The sequence below is a fragment of the Clostridium sp. AM22-11AC genome (assembly GCF_003473545.1).
GTDB lineage: Bacteria > Bacillota > Clostridia > Lachnospirales > Lachnospiraceae > Enterocloster.
The window spans coordinates 22,499-38,706 of sequence record NZ_QUCM01000017.1 but is presented as its reverse complement, the minus strand read 5'-3'; the positions used below and the strand labels follow the sequence as shown (position 1 = coordinate 38,706).

Annotated in this window: 16 protein-coding genes and 1 pseudogene; 2 read left to right on the top strand and 15 right to left on the bottom strand. The window is 44.9% G+C overall.

Annotated elements, in window-relative coordinates:
• Nucleotides 1-34 precede the first annotated feature (34 nt).
• From DW251_RS13255 to DW251_RS13240, 4 genes and pseudogenes are all read right to left on the bottom strand, one after another.
• The gene (locus tag DW251_RS13255) at nucleotides 35-853 is read right to left on the bottom strand and encodes a metal ABC transporter permease (RefSeq protein ID WP_118301428.1); all 819 of its coding nucleotides are present in this window, start codon (nucleotides 851-853) and stop codon (nucleotides 35-37) included.
• 163 nt (nucleotides 854-1,016) lie between these two features.
• Nucleotides 1,017-1,691, bottom strand: a pseudogene (locus tag DW251_RS13250) (metal ABC transporter ATP-binding protein); the annotation flags it as partial.
• Nucleotides 1,692-1,706: 15 nt separating this feature from the next.
• Nucleotides 1,707-2,867, bottom strand: a complete 1,161-nt coding sequence (locus DW251_RS13245) for a metal ABC transporter substrate-binding protein (RefSeq protein WP_347474666.1) — start codon at nucleotides 2,865-2,867, stop codon at nucleotides 1,707-1,709.
• Nucleotides 2,860-3,537, bottom strand: coding sequence for an HAD family hydrolase (locus DW251_RS13240; protein WP_118301427.1), 678 nt, complete (start codon nucleotides 3,535-3,537; stop codon nucleotides 2,860-2,862). The genes DW251_RS13245 and DW251_RS13240 overlap by 8 nt, the downstream gene beginning before the upstream one ends.
• Before the next feature lie 182 nt (nucleotides 3,538-3,719).
• On the opposite strand from DW251_RS13240, the gene DW251_RS13235 reads away from it, so the two are divergent.
• Entirely contained in the window at nucleotides 3,720-5,075 is a 1,356-nt protein-coding gene (locus tag DW251_RS13235; RefSeq protein ID WP_021869577.1) for an MATE family efflux transporter, read from the top strand.
• Here DW251_RS13235 and ade read toward each other — a convergent pair.
• From ade to deoD, 7 genes are all read right to left on the bottom strand, one after another.
• Complete coding sequence (ade, locus tag DW251_RS13230; RefSeq protein WP_118301426.1) at nucleotides 5,072-6,823, bottom strand: adenine deaminase; 1,752 nt, start codon at nucleotides 6,821-6,823, stop codon at nucleotides 5,072-5,074. The two genes, DW251_RS13235 and ade, sit on opposite strands and share 4 nt — an antisense overlap.
• A gap of 87 nt (nucleotides 6,824-6,910) precedes the next feature.
• Nucleotides 6,911-7,621, bottom strand: coding sequence for a nucleoside 2-deoxyribosyltransferase (locus DW251_RS13225; protein WP_243034964.1), 711 nt, complete (start codon nucleotides 7,619-7,621; stop codon nucleotides 6,911-6,913).
• On the bottom strand, nucleotides 7,587-7,769 hold the full coding sequence (locus DW251_RS18380; protein WP_243034963.1) for a nucleoside hydrolase: 183 nt from the start codon (nucleotides 7,767-7,769) through the stop codon (nucleotides 7,587-7,589). The genes DW251_RS13225 and DW251_RS18380 overlap by 35 nt, the downstream gene beginning before the upstream one ends.
• Nucleotides 7,770-7,826: 57 nt before the next feature.
• A complete protein-coding gene (locus DW251_RS17995) occupies nucleotides 7,827-8,024 on the bottom strand; it encodes a YjbQ family protein (RefSeq protein ID WP_243034960.1) in 198 nt (65 codons plus the stop codon).
• Nucleotides 8,025-8,187: 163 nt separating this feature from the next.
• A complete protein-coding gene (locus tag DW251_RS13215; protein WP_118301424.1) occupies nucleotides 8,188-8,727 on the bottom strand; it encodes a hypothetical protein in 540 nt (179 codons plus the stop codon).
• 67 nt (nucleotides 8,728-8,794) lie between these two features.
• A complete protein-coding gene (locus tag DW251_RS13210; RefSeq protein ID WP_243034958.1) occupies nucleotides 8,795-9,598 on the bottom strand; it encodes a DUF368 domain-containing protein in 804 nt (267 codons plus the stop codon).
• A 157-nt stretch (nucleotides 9,599-9,755) separates the two neighbouring features.
• Entirely contained in the window at nucleotides 9,756-10,472 is a 717-nt protein-coding gene (gene deoD, locus DW251_RS13200; protein ID WP_118301422.1) for a purine-nucleoside phosphorylase, read from the bottom strand.
• A 127-nt stretch (nucleotides 10,473-10,599) separates the two neighbouring features.
• On the opposite strand from deoD, the gene DW251_RS13195 reads away from it, so the two are divergent.
• Complete coding sequence (locus tag DW251_RS13195) at nucleotides 10,600-11,328, top strand: Crp/Fnr family transcriptional regulator (RefSeq protein ID WP_118301421.1); 729 nt, start codon at nucleotides 10,600-10,602, stop codon at nucleotides 11,326-11,328.
• 154 nt (nucleotides 11,329-11,482) lie between these two features.
• Here DW251_RS13195 and DW251_RS13190 read toward each other — a convergent pair whose 3' ends face one another.
• The 4 genes from DW251_RS13190 to metF form a co-directional block, all read right to left on the bottom strand.
• Nucleotides 11,483-11,734, bottom strand: a complete 252-nt coding sequence (locus tag DW251_RS13190) for a hypothetical protein (protein ID WP_118301420.1) — start codon at nucleotides 11,732-11,734, stop codon at nucleotides 11,483-11,485.
• Nucleotides 11,735-11,883: 149 nt separating this feature from the next.
• Nucleotides 11,884-14,325, bottom strand: a complete 2,442-nt coding sequence (locus tag DW251_RS13185; protein ID WP_118301419.1) for a homocysteine S-methyltransferase family protein — start codon at nucleotides 14,323-14,325, stop codon at nucleotides 11,884-11,886.
• Nucleotides 14,326-14,392: 67 nt separating this feature from the next.
• Nucleotides 14,393-15,043 carry a vitamin B12 dependent-methionine synthase activation domain-containing protein gene (locus DW251_RS13180; RefSeq protein WP_021869570.1) on the bottom strand — a complete coding sequence of 217 codons (651 nt, stop codon included), beginning with the start codon at nucleotides 15,041-15,043 and terminating at the stop codon, nucleotides 14,393-14,395.
• Nucleotides 15,044-15,164: 121 nt separating this feature from the next.
• Nucleotides 15,165-16,025 carry a methylenetetrahydrofolate reductase [NAD(P)H] gene (gene metF, locus DW251_RS13175; protein WP_118301449.1) on the bottom strand — a complete coding sequence of 287 codons (861 nt, stop codon included), beginning with the start codon at nucleotides 16,023-16,025 and terminating at the stop codon, nucleotides 15,165-15,167.
• Nucleotides 16,026-16,208 lie beyond the last annotated feature (183 nt).

The following is a 16,208-nucleotide window of genomic DNA, read 5'->3' as shown; positions in this document are numbered from 1 at the left end:
TCTGCATGTTGGTTTTATGCTGATTTTATGCTTTTTACCGTTTCCTGCCTAATACCTGCCACATGGAAAACAAACCGAAGGCAATGAGATTTACCACTACTACACTGGCGCCTGCTGGTGTGGAAAACTGATAGGAAGCCATCATTCCCAGCAAAAAGCATACCAGGGAAAGAATTCCGGAAGAGATCACTACGCTGGTAAAGCTTTTAAACACGCGCATAGAGGTAAGGCATGGGAAGATCACAAGGCTTGAGATCAGCATGGCTCCCATCATACGCATGCCAAGGACAATGGTAACGGCTGTAAGCACGGAAATAAGCATATTGTAGGCACCTACATTTACACCGGTTGCTTTTGCAAAGTTCTCATCAAAGGTAACTGCAAATACCTGGTTGTAGCAAAGTACAAACAGGCCCAGTACAATGATGCACAATACTGCTGATAAGGCCACGTCTTCTTTGGTCATGGCTAAAATGCTTCCAAACATATAGCTGCTTACATCTGTGGTCATTCCTGTTGTTAAGGATGTAACGATAATACCGATAGCCAGAGAGCTGGCAGAGATCATGGCAATGGCTGCATCACTTTTGATCCGGCTGTTTTCTGTAATACGCAGAAGGAAAAATGCCGCCAGCACAACTACCGGGATCGATACCTTTAAAGGGGACCAGCCCATAGCCAGGGCAATGGAAAGGGCTCCAAAGGATACATGGGAAAGTCCGTCACCGATCATGGAATAGCGTTTTAACACCAGGCTCACTCCCAAAAGGGAGGCGCACAAAGATACAAGCATACCGCCGAATAATGCCCGCACCATAAATGGATAAGATAACATTTCACTAAGCACGTTCATGGGTATTTCCTCCTTCTATCTTCTGGGAACTGTGTGCGTGGGTATGTCCGCAGGAACACTTCTGTTCATTGTTTTCCAGACCATCCACATTTTTTGCCATATGGCAGGCTGCCGTTGGCAGACACTCACCCTGTTCTTTTTCATGGAAGAAATGGCCTGCTGCCTTACTGTTCATATAATCGTGGGCCGGGCCGTAGAAAAGCACCTGTTTCTGAAGGTGGAGGATCTTGTTGGCTTCCTCTACTGCATTTCTTAAGTCATGGGAGACCATGATAATAGCTACTTTATCTTCCCTGTTTAATTTGCGGATCATGGAATAGAAATCCTGGATTGCCATCGGGTCCAGACCGGTGATCGGCTCATCTAAAATAAGAAGTTCCCTGGTGGCGCAGAGAGCTCTTGCGATCAGCACTCTCTGCTGCTGTCCGCCGGATAACTCCCTGTAGCACTGGTTCGCCAACTGGGTAATACCCAGTTTTTCCATATTGGCAGATGCAATGTCCTTTTCTGTTTTAGAATAGAAAGGGCGTCTGCCTCTTCTGCTTAAGCAGCCGCTTAAAACGACTTCTCTTACAGAAGCAGGGAAATCTTTCTGAGCTGCTGTCTGCTGGGGCAGATAGCCAATTCCTGTTGTTTTTAATTCTTCTGCTACGGTCAGTTTGCCGCCGGATGGCTTTAACAGCCCCAAAAGTCCCTTGATCAGGGTACTTTTGCCAGACCCGTTTTCACCTACGATACACAGATAATCCCCAGGGCAGACTTCCATATTTACATTTATAACCGCATCCTGATTTTCGTATCCAAGATCAACATGCTCACATTTGATCAATGGTTCCATTTTTGATCATTCCTCCTATAAAAGTGCTTCCTGCAGATTTTTTGCATTCTGCTTCATCAGCTGCAGATAGGTAACGCCTTCATCAAACTGCCTTCTTGTTACATTATGGCAGGAATGAAGGAGAAGGGGTTTTGCTCCTGTTTCTTCACTGATGATATCTGCCGTCCGGTGACTGGAAAGTTCCAGATAAAATACTGCCTGGATCTGATTTTCCTTTATACGGTCAATGAGATAAGCAATGGTTTTTGCACTTGGCTCTGTATCTGTACTGCAGCCGGAAAATGCTGCTCTGTAAGACAGACCATATTCCTGGGCAAAGTACCGGAACGGAAACTTGTCCGCTACCACGATCATACGGTGACGGCCATTTGCCACAATATCCTTAAACTCATCATCCAGACTTTTTAGTTCTGTTTCATAGCTGTTTTTGTTTTCTTCAAAATAAGAAGCATTCTCCGGAGATACTTCTTTTAAAGTTTCTGTGATCACTTCCACTAACTTCATGGCATTGGCTGGTGAGGTCCAGATGTGTTCGTCATATTCAATGTCCATTTCATGACCATCATGATCGTCAAAAGTAATTTGAGATAAATTCTCATGAGTTTTTATCTCATCGTCAGGACGACTATGATCCATTTCACTGTGATCATGATCTTCTTCCTCATTTTCGTGAGCGTGACCATGGTCATCATGGGAATGTTCATTATCTTCCATTCCTTCCACGATCTCCTCTTCCAGTACATCTACATAGTCCATCATCGTAAGGACTTTCATGTTCTCCGTATCCAGGGAAGCTACTACTTTTTCCACCCACTGTTCCATCTCTCCACCGTTGCAAACCATCAGATCTGCCTGCTGCATGGTGATCATATCTGCAGGTGTGGGCTCAAATGAATGACTATCCATTCCTGCAGGAACTACCATTTTCAGTCTTACTCTGTCCCCTGCGATCTGGCGGACAAAATCATAGTATGGAAAAATAGTAGTCACTACCAATGGGCGGGTATCTTTTTCATCGGATACCTTTGACGAATTCTGTCCCACTGTACCAGATATACCGCAGCCGGAAAGAAGGATGCAACACATCGTGAGAAAAATGCTCACGATATATGTTTTTAAGCTGCGTTTCTTCTTATTTAAATTACGTTTTAAATTATTCACTTCAAATTTATTCAATGTGGTTCACTGCCTTTATAAAATCTATCACCTGGAAAGGAGACTCTGCTACAAGCTTTGGCTTAAATGCCTCCAGCTCTTCTCTCGGACGAAAGCCCCAGGTCACACCTACTGTATCTACCTGGGCTGCCTGTCCTGTTTCCATATCTGTATTAGTATCTCCCAGATACAAACAGTCTTCTTTTTTAAGCCCCAGTTCTTCGATCAGAGCCACTACACCGTCGGGAGCCGGTTTCTTGCGGATGCCTAATGCTTCTCTCTCTCCGTATACCTTGTCAAATGTATGATCTCCAAATACATGGGCTACATTCTCAAGGGCTCTCTGATGAGGTTTATTGGACAGTACGGTTGCCAGTATGCCATGTTCTTTTAAGAAATCCAGAAGCTGTGGAATTCCCTCATATGCTTCTACTTTGTAAAGACAACAGTCCTTAAAAACTTCATTATATACATCCAACGCTTCCTTATAATAAGTCAGTTCTTTATCCCCATATGCTATCAGGGAACGTTCTACCAGCTTTTTATAGCCATCTCCTACAAACTGCTTGGTATCTTCAATAGAGATCGGCCCCAGTCCAAAATGGCCCAGTGTCAGGTCTACAGAACGTTTCAAAGCATAAATAGAGTTCACCAATGTTCCGTCCAGATCAAATATACAGCATTTATACATGATGATCACACCTTTCTTTTATCTGCTGTTTCTATTTTTGTCGAAATCGTATCGGGGTAATCATAGCATAGAAATAAAGATTTTTCCAGAACTGATTTTTTCAGCTTAAAGTATGTTATACTATAATGGTCCCGAAAGAAAAACAAGACACACCTACATACTACAGAAAGGAACAAACCACCATGTCTTCTACCCCATCACCGAAAAGCCAGAAAATGACCGAAGGCAATATCACCAAACTCCTGATCACGTTCGCCCTTCCCCTCTTTGTAGGCAACCTGTTCCAGCAATTTTATAACACGGTTGACAGTATTGTTGTGGGAAATTTTGTCAGTAAAACGGCTCTGGCAGCGGTTGGTTCCACAGACTGTATCATCAATACGATCATCGGGTTCTTTACCGGTCTTTCTACCGGCGCAGGTGTAGTGATCGCCCACAGTTTTGGCAGCGGGAATGACAAGGCTCTTCATCGCGCTGTACATACTACCATTGCACTGACCCTTGTATTATCTGTAGTCTTTACCATTGCCGGACTGCTTTTATCCCCTGTATTTCTCCAGTTAATGGATACACCGGAAGATGTTCTTCCGGAGGCATCCCAGTATCTGCGCATCTATTTTGCAGGTATTTCCGGCCTGATGCTTTACAATATGGGTTCCGGTATCCTGAGGGCTGTGGGTGACTCCAGACGTCCTTTATATATTCTTATGGTCTGCGCTCTTGGAAATATCTTTTTTGACCTGCTTTTTGTGATCGTTTTTCACGCAGGTGTTGAAGGTGTTGCCTACGCTACCATTCTTTCCCAATGGATCTCAGCGATACTGGTCCTTGTGATCCTTACGCGGGAAAAAAGCTCATACAGATTAATTTGGAAAGACCTGCATATCCACAAAGGAACTGCCATGTCTATCTTCCGTATTGGCTTTCCTGCAGGACTTCAGATCGCTGTTACTTCTTTTTCCAATGTATTTGTTCAGTCCTATATCAACCATTTCGGCTCCTCCTGCATGGCTGGCTGGACAACCTATGGAAAACTGGATAAGTTCTGTCTGCTTCCGATCCAGAGTATCGGTCTGGCAGTTACCACCTTTGTAGGACAGAACCTTGGCGCTGACAATATGAAACGTGCCAGAAAGGGAACCACGGTTGCATTATTCATCTCCATTGCAACAGCCCTGATCCTGATGGCACCTGTGATCATTTTTGCCCCATTCCTTGCTTCTCTGTTCACCAATGAACCGGAAGTGCTGACCTACGGTATCCATTTTATCCGTTTAATGATGCCATTCTATCTGGCCATCAGTTTCAACCAGATCTTCGCAAACGCATTAAGGGGTGCCGGAAACTCCGTCACCCCTATGGTCATTATGATGGGAAGCTTTATCGTCTTCCGCCAGATCTATCTTTACTTTATTTCAAAATACTTCAATAATATTACCGCTACCGCCCTTGGATATCCTTTAGGATGGGTGTTATGCAGTATATTGCTGATCATTTACTACTGGAAAGTAGGATTAAATGTGAAAAAGAAGATCTAAAACCTGGCTTCCACCACCTGATGCTTCTCCACATCTACCACTCCATATGTATTCAGTCTCAGCTTTGGAATAACCGGAAGGCTGATAAATGCCAGTGTCATGAAAGCATCAATATCTTCTGAAATGCCCAGCTCTACAGAAAGCTTCTTCATATGCTCCAGCTTTTCATCTACCACTTCTACCGGTTCGTCTGCCATGAGACCGCCGATGGGCAGCGGCAGATCTGCCAATACTTTGCCCTCAAGGGCAATGGCAAGGCCACCTCCATTTTCGATCACACGATTGCCTGCAAGGACCATGTCTTCGTCTGTAACTCCGGCGATGACAAGATTGTGGGAATCGTGTCCGATGCTGGTGGCTACGGCACCTTTCTTTAAGCCGTATTTTCCTAAAAATCCCAGTCCTACATGGCCTGTATTTTTGTGCCGTTCAATGGCAGCCAGTTTTACGATGTCGCGGCTTATATCTACACCGGGAGCAACGCCTGGCAGTTCTTTCCACTCTTCGATCCGCTCTTTTGTGATCAGTTCATGGGCTACCATGTCAATGACCCGCTGATGGGTTCCTGTGGTTTCTTTTAACTGCAGCTCTTCCACTGTAATAGGAACTCTGTGGAAGGAATGGAATACACGTTCTTTGATCTCTGTGGACCAGTCTGTATTTTTTTCTTTCTGATGGAGCATTTTTCCATTTTCTGCCACCAGTTTTCCACCTTTGTATACCTGTTTTACATTAAGAGTTCTCAGATCATCAAAAACTGCCAGATCTGCCTTATAACCAGGTGCCACAGCGCCCATATCATGCAGTCCAAAATAAGCTGCTGCATTTAAAGTACCCATGCGGATCGCACGGATGGGATCAGCACCCATGGAAACTGCTTCTCTGATAATGGCATCAATATGACCAATACGGATCAAGTCTCCCGGATGCTTATCATCTGTTACCAGCAGACACCGCTGATAATAGGGGTCCTCAAACATTCCCATAAGAGCTTTTAAGTTCTTTGCCGCTGTTCCCTGACGGATCATGATCCACTGGCCTCTGGCAAATTTTTCCTTTGCCTCTTCAAAATCCGAACACTCATGGTCAGAGCGGATTCCTGCAGTAACATAGGCATTTAGCTCTTTTCCGGAAAGAGCCGGTGCATGGCCATCAATGGCTTTTTTCAGGGAACGTGCCTGTACAAGCTTTTCAAAGCACCCCTTATCCCCGTGGGTCACGCCAAAGGCATTCATCATTTCTGCAAGGCCCAGAACCTTTTCATCTGCGTAAAATGGCTCCAGATCTCTTGCCAGAAGTTCTGCCCCTGACTCGTCTAAATCGGTAGCAGGCACACAGGAAGGCAGCATAAAATACACATCCAGATCCAGCTTCTGCGCTGACTGCATCATAAACCGGATCCCTGCCGTTCCTGCCACATTGGCGATCTCATGGGGATCTGTGATCACGGCAATGGTGCCATGTGGAACAACAGCCCGTTCAAACTCCCCTGGGGAGGTCATGGAGCTTTCAATGTGGATATGTCCGTCTAAAAAGCCGGGACACACATAAGCTCCGCCCAGATCTTTTTCTGTTATTCCCTCATAATTTCCAATTCCTACTATGTATCCGCCCTCAATGGCAATGTCCCCTGTTTCCACTGACTGGGTAAATACATTGACGATCTGTGCATTTTTCAGCACCAGTTCTGCTTTTTTGCTTCCTGTGGCAGCTGCCACCTGCTCTCTGAGCAACTTACATGTTTTCATGTATCCCCCTCCTCTCGTATATACCCCCGGAATTCTTTTCCCCTAAAATGTAAAGTTTCTAAGAGTAATACTGCACCTGGGAGTACATTATTTATATAGATCTTTTGCTATTTCTTTGATAACTTCTTCAAATTTTCCCTCTCTAATGTCCATGGAACAGGAGAACATAAGATTGACCGGATAGTTAAAATCCTCTACATTAGCTCCGGTCATATCCCTGTATTCATGTTCCGGCCCCAGATTAGGAACCTTCTCCTTTGCCGGACGGATATCATCTACATAGCCGTACATTTTTTTGCCTAACTGAAAGGCCATTCCGCACTCAAAAGCCACATCATTGCTGCACTCATATCCCCGATAATCATTTAAGTCTGCAATAATAGCGTCACAGTTACGTACATGCTGCTGCCAGCTGTCAAACTGGTTTGCGGCTGCTGTATAAGGGCAGTCCGTATCCATTTTTTCCACGCCTTCTGCCCAGTCTGCCGGTGTAAAAGCCTGCAGTCCATAAGAAGCACATAACTCTTTTCTCTTCTTATAGAGTTCTTTGGCATCCTTGTCATAACGCTCCGGCCCAGCCAGATAAACTACCGGACGGTCTGACTTGTAAGTCTTTGCAGCGGTATAATCCACGCTGTATCCCCGCAGTCCCTTATATTTCTTCTCTTCCTCAATGTCTGTCATCAGCATTTTCAGACAATCGCCGTAATCCCCTTCTGCGATCTTTGTAGAAGCAATGATACATGGACTGAATGGAAGGTCTTTATAAGGAGCCTCTTTTCCGTGCGGTCCTTGCAATCTTAACTTTCGGAAGATCTTCCCATACATGGTGATAACGGTAGTCAACCACTGTATTTCCCAGTGTAAGACCATCTTTCGTCTCAATTCCTGCTCTTCCTTCAAAGGTTTCGATCAGTGATTCGTCAATGGCATAGGCAACAGCCATACAGTCAATGACCGTACAATAAGCCTCAAAACCTCTTCTATTGACAAATCGGATATCCTAGCGGAGAAATCCTGCTTCCATTTTATCACTTTTATCCAAAGCTGCAATATCATTTTCTGTCAAATTTACATCAAAATGGGTTGCAACGTCCAGACCGATGGCTACCAGGTTCACACCGGAGTTGTATACAATCGCTGCTGTAGTATGAGGTGTGTACACCACACAGGTTCCCTCTTTTACACCGGACTCTTCCACGATCTTTTTTACATCAGACGTGATCTCAAAAATATCATTTTTTTGTAGAAATATTTATCTTTTTTAACATAATGTTCCCCTTTGTTTTCTCTTCTAGTGCATTCGTACTCTATTGCACGATCATTTCGCTTTCGCGGATGCATCTTGCGCCGTCTGCGATCTTCTATACGCCCTTGCAGCCTCTGCCGTCCTCTTCTCCGATCATATCCATGATATAACCGCATAACAGACAGATCGGCGCAAACTGGGTCAGTGGCATATTAATGGCATATTTTGTCTTAGGAACCTTTACATAGTTGGTATCTACGCCGAAATCTTCTTTACCCCCATCTGTGATCACCATTAACGGGCGTGTCAGATTATGGGCAAACTTGATCAGTTCTTTGTTGCGGCTCATGGCCGGGTTAGTCGTGTTTGCAACGATAATGGTTCCGATCTTGTCCACATTTCTCATAAAGAAATTCATATGGAGCCATTCTTCTGAATTAATGTGCATGGCATATTTTCCCAGTGCCTCAAATACTTTTGCATGTCCAAACCATGCAGCAGCATAGTCAAAGCCCGTTCCTACGAAGTCATAAGCTTCCATATTTTTCCATTTTTCAGCAATATCGTAAACCTGTCTGCACATATCAGGAAGCAGCTCACCCAGAGCCTTTCCCTGTGCTACCATGTCAAAGCGCATATCCATGGCTTCATCCATGGTGTAGCAGCCTCTTAAAGGCCATTGAGTATTCCAGCACTACCTGGCTTGGTGACTTTACCCGCTTTCATTTTAATGTAACAAAATAAACACCTATAAAACCTGCTGCCAGCGCCATCACGCAAAACAGCAGGTTTTCTTGTGCTAAATGACCTGGCAGAAGTTCAGGCAGCGATGCCAGCATAAAGCCCAGGATCATTAAAAAAGTGGCTTCCCTGTGCTTTTTGATCAGCTGCTCCAGAATACGGGCTGTAAGATAGGTTCCCATAATACCACCAACAGCTAAGGGAAGAAGCGCCAAAATATCCAGACTGCTGATGGCTTTTAAGGTACTTTCATAAATTCCAAGCATATAGAGCATCTGGGAGGCGCTGATGCCCGGAAGGACTAAGGCAACTGCTATGATAAAGCCTCCTGCAAGCTGGAAAAGCAGATGCATGGGAGTGTTTTCTGTTCCAGGAGCAAACATTCCCTGAGGGATCAGGGCTATAAGAAGGGCTGTGAGGATTCCTGTAAGGATACATATCAGTTCTCTTCCCCTGATACGGCTTACACTGGCGCTTTTTAAGATCATGGGAATTCCCCCTGATACTGCTCCCAGGAAGAAGAAACATAAAATTCCTTCTGCCCTTGTGGTTAAAAGCCAGCTGATCCCTCTGGAAAACAAAAAAGCCCCGCTTCCTGCTCCGGCTGCAAACCAGAGCAGAAATGTGAGACTTTCTTTTGGATATTTTGTTATTTCACTGACATGTTTTAAAAGGCGGTCATAGATCCCTAAGACCATAGCCATAGAACCGCCGCTGACGCCTGGTACCGTCATGGTTGCGCCGATCACAAGGCCTTTGATGAAAGTTTTTCCATTTTTTTCCATTTTATATGATCCCCTTTTTGCCTCTGACACATTTGCATTGCCAGAGCATAATTTACTCTTTATGGGATTTTATGGAAAATTACAGGATTTTATACATCAGACCTACGAACCTCATGCTTACCCGCTTTACTGCCTGCTGACGCAGGCAGAACCTTCCTTACTGGTCCAGACAAGCCTCTAATGCAACAGTCATCATGTCTGTAAAGGAAGTCTGGCGTTCTGCTGCTGTTGCATGCTCATTCTTTGGCATAGAGTCAGAGATGGTCAGCAGGCAGGTTGCTTTTTTGTGGAGCACATTTGCATTGTGGAGCAGTGCAAAGCTTTCCATTTCCACGCAGGCACAACCATGTTTTGCGCTGATCTCTTTGTAGCCGTCTACATTTGGCTCTGTATAAAATACATCACTGGAATGTACTTTTACAGGCTTTACAGTAATATGATTACGCTTTGCAGCCTCTAAAATATGAGCGTTTAATTTCGGATCCGGATAGATGGTATCTTTATCGTAGCCATTCTGGGTATGTGCAAAAGTAGATTCACTCCATGCACTTTCTTCCAGCACTACATCACCTAAATTCAATTCCGATACATAAGCGCCTGCAGAACCAATACGTATGATCTGGTCTACATCATAAACAGAAAACAGCTCATAGGAATAAATTCCTATAGACGGCATTCCCATTCCGCTTGCCATAACAGTTACTTTTTCCCCTTTATAAGTACCTGTGTATGCATATGCCCCACGGACTTCATTGACCAGCTTTGCATCTGTAAGGAAATTCTCTGCAATGAATTTAGCACGAAGAGGATCCCCCGGCATCAATACCTTTTTTGCGATCTCACCTTTTTCCGCCTGATTGTGTGGTGTTCCCATAATAAACTTCCTCCTTTTTTATTTTATGTACTCCCGGAGTCTTTCAATGTACCTATATCAAAAGACCTTTTGACACTTATATTATAAAATGATATCATAATTAAAAAAAGGACATGTGGCAGTTTTGTTGAATATCAATAAATTTAATTATCCATTTACATTAAAACAAAAAAGCTTTTTAGAGAATTTCTTTAAATTTGCTCCGCCTTATATACAGACGGTGCTGATGCTGCGCTCTTATAAAAAAGGCAGCCGTCTGGTAGCTGCAGGGGACAGCTGCGCCCATGTGTATATCCTTTTAAAAGGCCGTCTGGAAGCGGTTGAGGAACATGTGGCAAATATACCTTATCATTTTACGGAGATACGTGCTCTGGACATAGTTGGTGATTACGAATTTTTCACCGAAAAACAGCCCCGTCTGGTAACACTGACTACACTTGAAGATTCCCTCTGCCTGGTGATCCCTGCAGCGGAATATATGACCTGGCTGCGAAGTGACTCCCACGCTCTTTTTCTCAGAAGCTGCATGATCATCACCCAGCTGGTAGCCCAGGCTCAGTTCCAGCGCCAGAACCTTTTTGCGGACAACCGCACCCGCATGCTGGTCTTTCTGAAAGAACAGGTGACACCGGCTGTAAATGACAGCACACATACGGAAAACAGCAATGGTAATCCAAAACCCGGTTCCGTCTATCCCATCCGTATCCCCTTCACCAGGCCGGAGATCGCAGCACATCTTGGCTGCTCGGTACGGACAGTAAACAGGACGGTTCAGGAACTTGTGGATGAAGAGATCATTCATTTAAACAAGGGGAAGATCTGGATCAGTGAGAAACAGGCCAGCACTTTTCTGTGATCGATAACTCAGCCCGCAAAACCACCCAACACAATTCTTTACTAATGCATAACGTGAAAGACCGCCTGCTCTTTCTTTTGAACAGACGGTCTTTTCTCATACTTATTTATCTATTTTTCTTTTGTAACATTGCTTATTGCAAAATCCAATGCTCTTATCTTCTGCAGCTTTCCAGGCCGGATACTCCGGCTGGTCTTACATTTCCATTCTGGCAGCCATCCTGAAGGCATGCACCAAGACCATTTAACAGGCAGTTTAAGTCCTGTCCGCCGTTTGCAGCGCATTCTGCCTGAATGCAGTTTGCCTGATCATATGTACAGCTGTTTACGTTACACGCCTGATTTGCGTTAGGTACGCATGCGGAGCCGATCATTGCTGCAAGTGCCATTGTGGATACTGATAACATAGTTTTGTCCTCGCTTTCATTTTGTTACAAATTTATTTCATTTATGTTACAAAACTATATTATCACATTTTTCTGGAAAATTACCTGGTAATAAATGGTAGTTTCACGAACCTTCGTTAATGGCTTGCTTTTCTTTTGGACTCATTACATTATATAACTGTCTCCGCATAGTGTACAGATGCCATAGCATCTTTGCAATACGCATCTGCTCCAATGGTATCTGCATACTCCTGAGTAAGCACTGCCCCGCCTACCATGACTTTTACCCACGGGGCGCTTTCACGCAGCTGCTTAATAGTCTCCTCCATGCTTGGAACTGTAGTAGTCATCAGGGCGCTTAAGCCTACTAATGGTACATGGCGGCTTACAGCTTCTTCTACTACTGTCTCCGGCGGAACATCTTTTCCAAGATCGATCACATCGTAGCTGTAGTTTTCCAGAAGAACCTTTACGATGTTCTTTCCAATGTCATGGATATCGCCTTTGACAGTTGCAAGGATAATGGTACCTTTCTTTTCCTGGGTCTCTCCGCTGCCTGCCATGGCATTTTTGATCACTTCAAAGGCTGCTTTGGCTGCTTCCGCACTCATTAACAGCTGTGGAAGGAAAACAGTACCTTTCTCAAAGCCTTTTCCTACATGGTCCAGTGCCGGGATGATCTCTTCATTGATCACATCCAGGGCTTCTTTTTCCTTTAAAAGAGCAGTTACGCTTTCTACTGCTACTTCTTTTAAACCTCTTTCAATGGCATTTCCAAGACTTCCTGTGCTCCCTGCACCGCCATTTCCGGCTGCACCGGAACCTCCGGCACCCTTTCCACCTTTTCCAATGGTCTGTCCCAGACCTGCAGTCTGGCCACTGTAAATGCTGATATATTCACTGCACTGAGGATCCAGGTTCATCAATGCGTTAAAGCTATAATAAGCCCGCATCATAGCTTCAGAGTTCGGATTGATAATGGCAGCGCTTAAACCGCTTTCCATTGCCATGGTAAAGAAAGCACCGTTGATGATCTCTCTCTGAGGAAGTCCAAAGGAGATATTGGATACACCTAAAACAGACTTTCCGCCTAATTCATCACGGATCTTTCTAAGAGTTTCAAGAGTAACGATCGCTCCCTGGCTGTCAGAGCTTACCGTCATGCAAAGACCGTCTAAAATAATATCTTCCGGTCCAATTCCATAAGCAGCAGCTGTGTCAATGATCTTCTTTCCTACTGCAATTCTTCCCTCTGCAGTCTCAGGAATGCCGTCTTCATCCAGACAAAGTCCTACAACAACACCGCCGTATTTTGCAACCAGCGGGAAGATCTGTTCCATAACCTCTTTTTTACCATTGACAGAGTTGATCAGAGGCTTTCCGTTGTATACACGAAGGCCCCGCTCCATAGCCTCTGCACTGGAGGTATCTAACTGTAATGGCAGATCAATGACCGCCTGCAGTTCTTTTACCACATCTTCCATCATGGAAGGCTCATCGATCTCCGGAAGACCTACGTTTACGTCCAGGACATCTGCGCCATTATCCTGCTGGGTCACACCTTCACGAAGGATATATTCCAGGTTGTGGTCACGGAGAGCCTGTTTAAATTTGGATTTTCCTGTAGGATTGATACGCTCGCCAATGATAATGGTCTTTTTATCAAATACAACTGCCTGGGAATAGGAAGAAATGACCGTGCGGTGCTTCTTTTCCGGCATCTGCACTGGGATATCCTTTGTCAGTTCTACCATGGCATGGATGTGATCTGGTGTTGTACCACAGCAGCCGCCGGTGATCACAGCGCCCATTCTTACAATCTCTTCCATCACAGCAGCAAAGTCTTTTGGATCTACGTCATATACGGTCTTTCCATTTTCACTTCTTGGAAGTCCTGCATTTGGGTTAACCAGGATCGGGGTAGAAGAAACTTCCAGGATATCTTTTACGATCCCCTTCATCTGTTCCGGTCCCAGACCGCAGTTTACGCCCAGAACGTCTACTCCCAGACCTTCTAACAGCGCTACGGTGGACTCTACATTTCCGCCAGTAAGCAATTTGCCTTTTTCATCATAAATAACAGTAGCAAAGATTGGCAGTCTTACTCCTGTTTCCGGGTTAATGCCAGCCTCTTTTGCAGCTAAAACAGCAGCCTTTAACTCATAGCTGTCACTCATGGTCTCAATGAGCACCAGATCAGCGCCTGCTGCCGCGCCAATGGAAACTACCTCTTTGTATAAAGATACAGCAGTCTCAAATGGCAGATCGCCCAGTGGCTTTAAAAGCTTTCCTGTAGGCCCCAGATCCAGGGCTACATAGCCTCTGCCAGCTTCCTCTACCGCTTTTCTTGCATTGGCAATAGCTGCCTCTACAATGGCCTTTAGCTCCCCGTCCTTGTCATATTTTAACCGGTTGGCGCCAAAGGTATTGGTAGTCATAATATCCGCACCTGCTGCCAGGTATTTTCTGTGCACATCTGTAATAACTTCCGGATGGGAAATATTCCAGCGCTCTGGCAGTTCACCGGCAGCAAGTCCCGCAGCCTGCAGCAGACTTCCCATACCGCCGTCACAATACAGGCGGCGCACTTTCATTTCATCTAAAATGCTCATATTAAACCTCTTTTGATCTATTTTATCTGATCTATTTAAGCGTAACAGTTCATAATGACTCTGTCCGCTACCGCCTGTACAGGCAGTCTGTTTTTCCGCAGGCCTCACAGCCCTTTACGTCACAGCGGTGGGGCTTTTGGCTCACTCCGATCACTGCTGTTACGGATTTGGAAGGCATCATCAGAAAACTGTCTGTCAGTTTGATCCCCAGGTGCTTTCCTGCATCCAGTGCATCTAAAACAGCGCTCTGGCAGCTTAAAGAAAAATCCCCGTATCCGGGACTGAACCTTGGCCGCAGATACAGGCCTTTTTCTTCGTACTCTTTTTTCAGGCCTTCACACACCTGATCGCAGTATTCCTCGATCATAGCCGCAGAAGCAGCCTGCAAGATCACTGCCCGGCTCATTTCCAGGCGGTTGTACTTCTGGATCAGGTAATCCGCTCCCACACCCAACGTTGCGGCAAAAACCAGTATTTTTTCACAGTCTTTTAAATTAACAGAAAGATTTCTGCTTTTTGTCTGGAAAACTTCCCCATCGATCCGATTGTCTGCTCCCAGAGTAAGAGGAAATTCCCGCACCCGGTACTTAGGTGAAACATTTTTCCACAAAAGCTCCAGGCAGTCTTCCACGATCCTACTTACATTTTCGTCTGCCTCCTGGTTTTTATACCCCAGATAGCGTAAAACCTCTCTTCTGTTAATATCTGCCAGTTCCATTTTCCTGTATGTCCTCCTGTCCCAAGCCGTTCACTCAGGTTCCCACACTATCGTGCTCTACTGCCTGCATTCGCAGGCGGAACCTTCGTTAATGGCTTGTTTTTCTTTTGGACTCATTACGTTATTTCAGCAGCTCTGAAATATTGCTCTGGATCTGTGCAGCTACATCCGGCTTATTCATGGTGTACACATGAATTCCCTTAATACCATTTGCCAGAAGGTCGATGATCTGATCTGTAGCATAAGCGATACCAGCCTGCTTCATAGCTGCCGGATTATCTCCGTATTTATCGACTAAAGATAAGAAACGTGCCGGCATATAGCTTCCGGACATCTGTGCAATACGCTTTAACTGGCTTCCGCTGGTAACAGGCATGATACCTGCGATCACAGGAATGGTAATGCCTTTCTCACGGATGCGGTATAAATAGCTGTAAAGAAGGCTGTTGTCAAAGAACATCTGGGTAGTGACAAAATCACAGCCAGCGTCCACCTTCTGCTTTAAATAGTCCATATCCACAGACTTATTAGAAGATTCCGGATGTCCTTCCGGATAGCAGGCTGCACCAATACAGAAATCCCCTGCTTCTTTAATCTCACGGATCAGCTCAGAAGCATAGTGATAAACTTCCGGTGTTTTTCCGTCCTGTGGGATATCACCCCTCAGTGCCAGGACATTTTCGATCTTATGTGCCTTTAATTCTTCTAATACATGATGTACTTTCTCTCTGGTAGAAGAAACACAGGTAAGATGAGCCAGTGGTGTCACGCCATACTCTTCTTTAATAGTAGAAGCGATCTTTACTGTATAATCACTGGTTCCGCCGCCTGCACCGTAAGTAACGCTCATAAAATCCGGCTTTAATTGGGCGATCTTGGAAGCTGCCTTTTCTACGGACTCATAAGCATCTGCTGTCTTTGGAGGGAATACTTCAAATGAAAGGGTTGGTCTGCCCTCTGCCAGTATATCTTTTATCTTCATAATGTAGATCCTTTCTTTCATAAAACATATCTTCAAATGTATTCTGGGGATACGTTTCAGGAACATATTTCCAGAACACATTTGAAGAAATCATTTTTCAATAAAGGGATGCCGCAAAAACGCAGGCTTCTGCAGCATCCCCCATAAATCACAGTTTTTATTACCATTCATGCGCTGCACGAA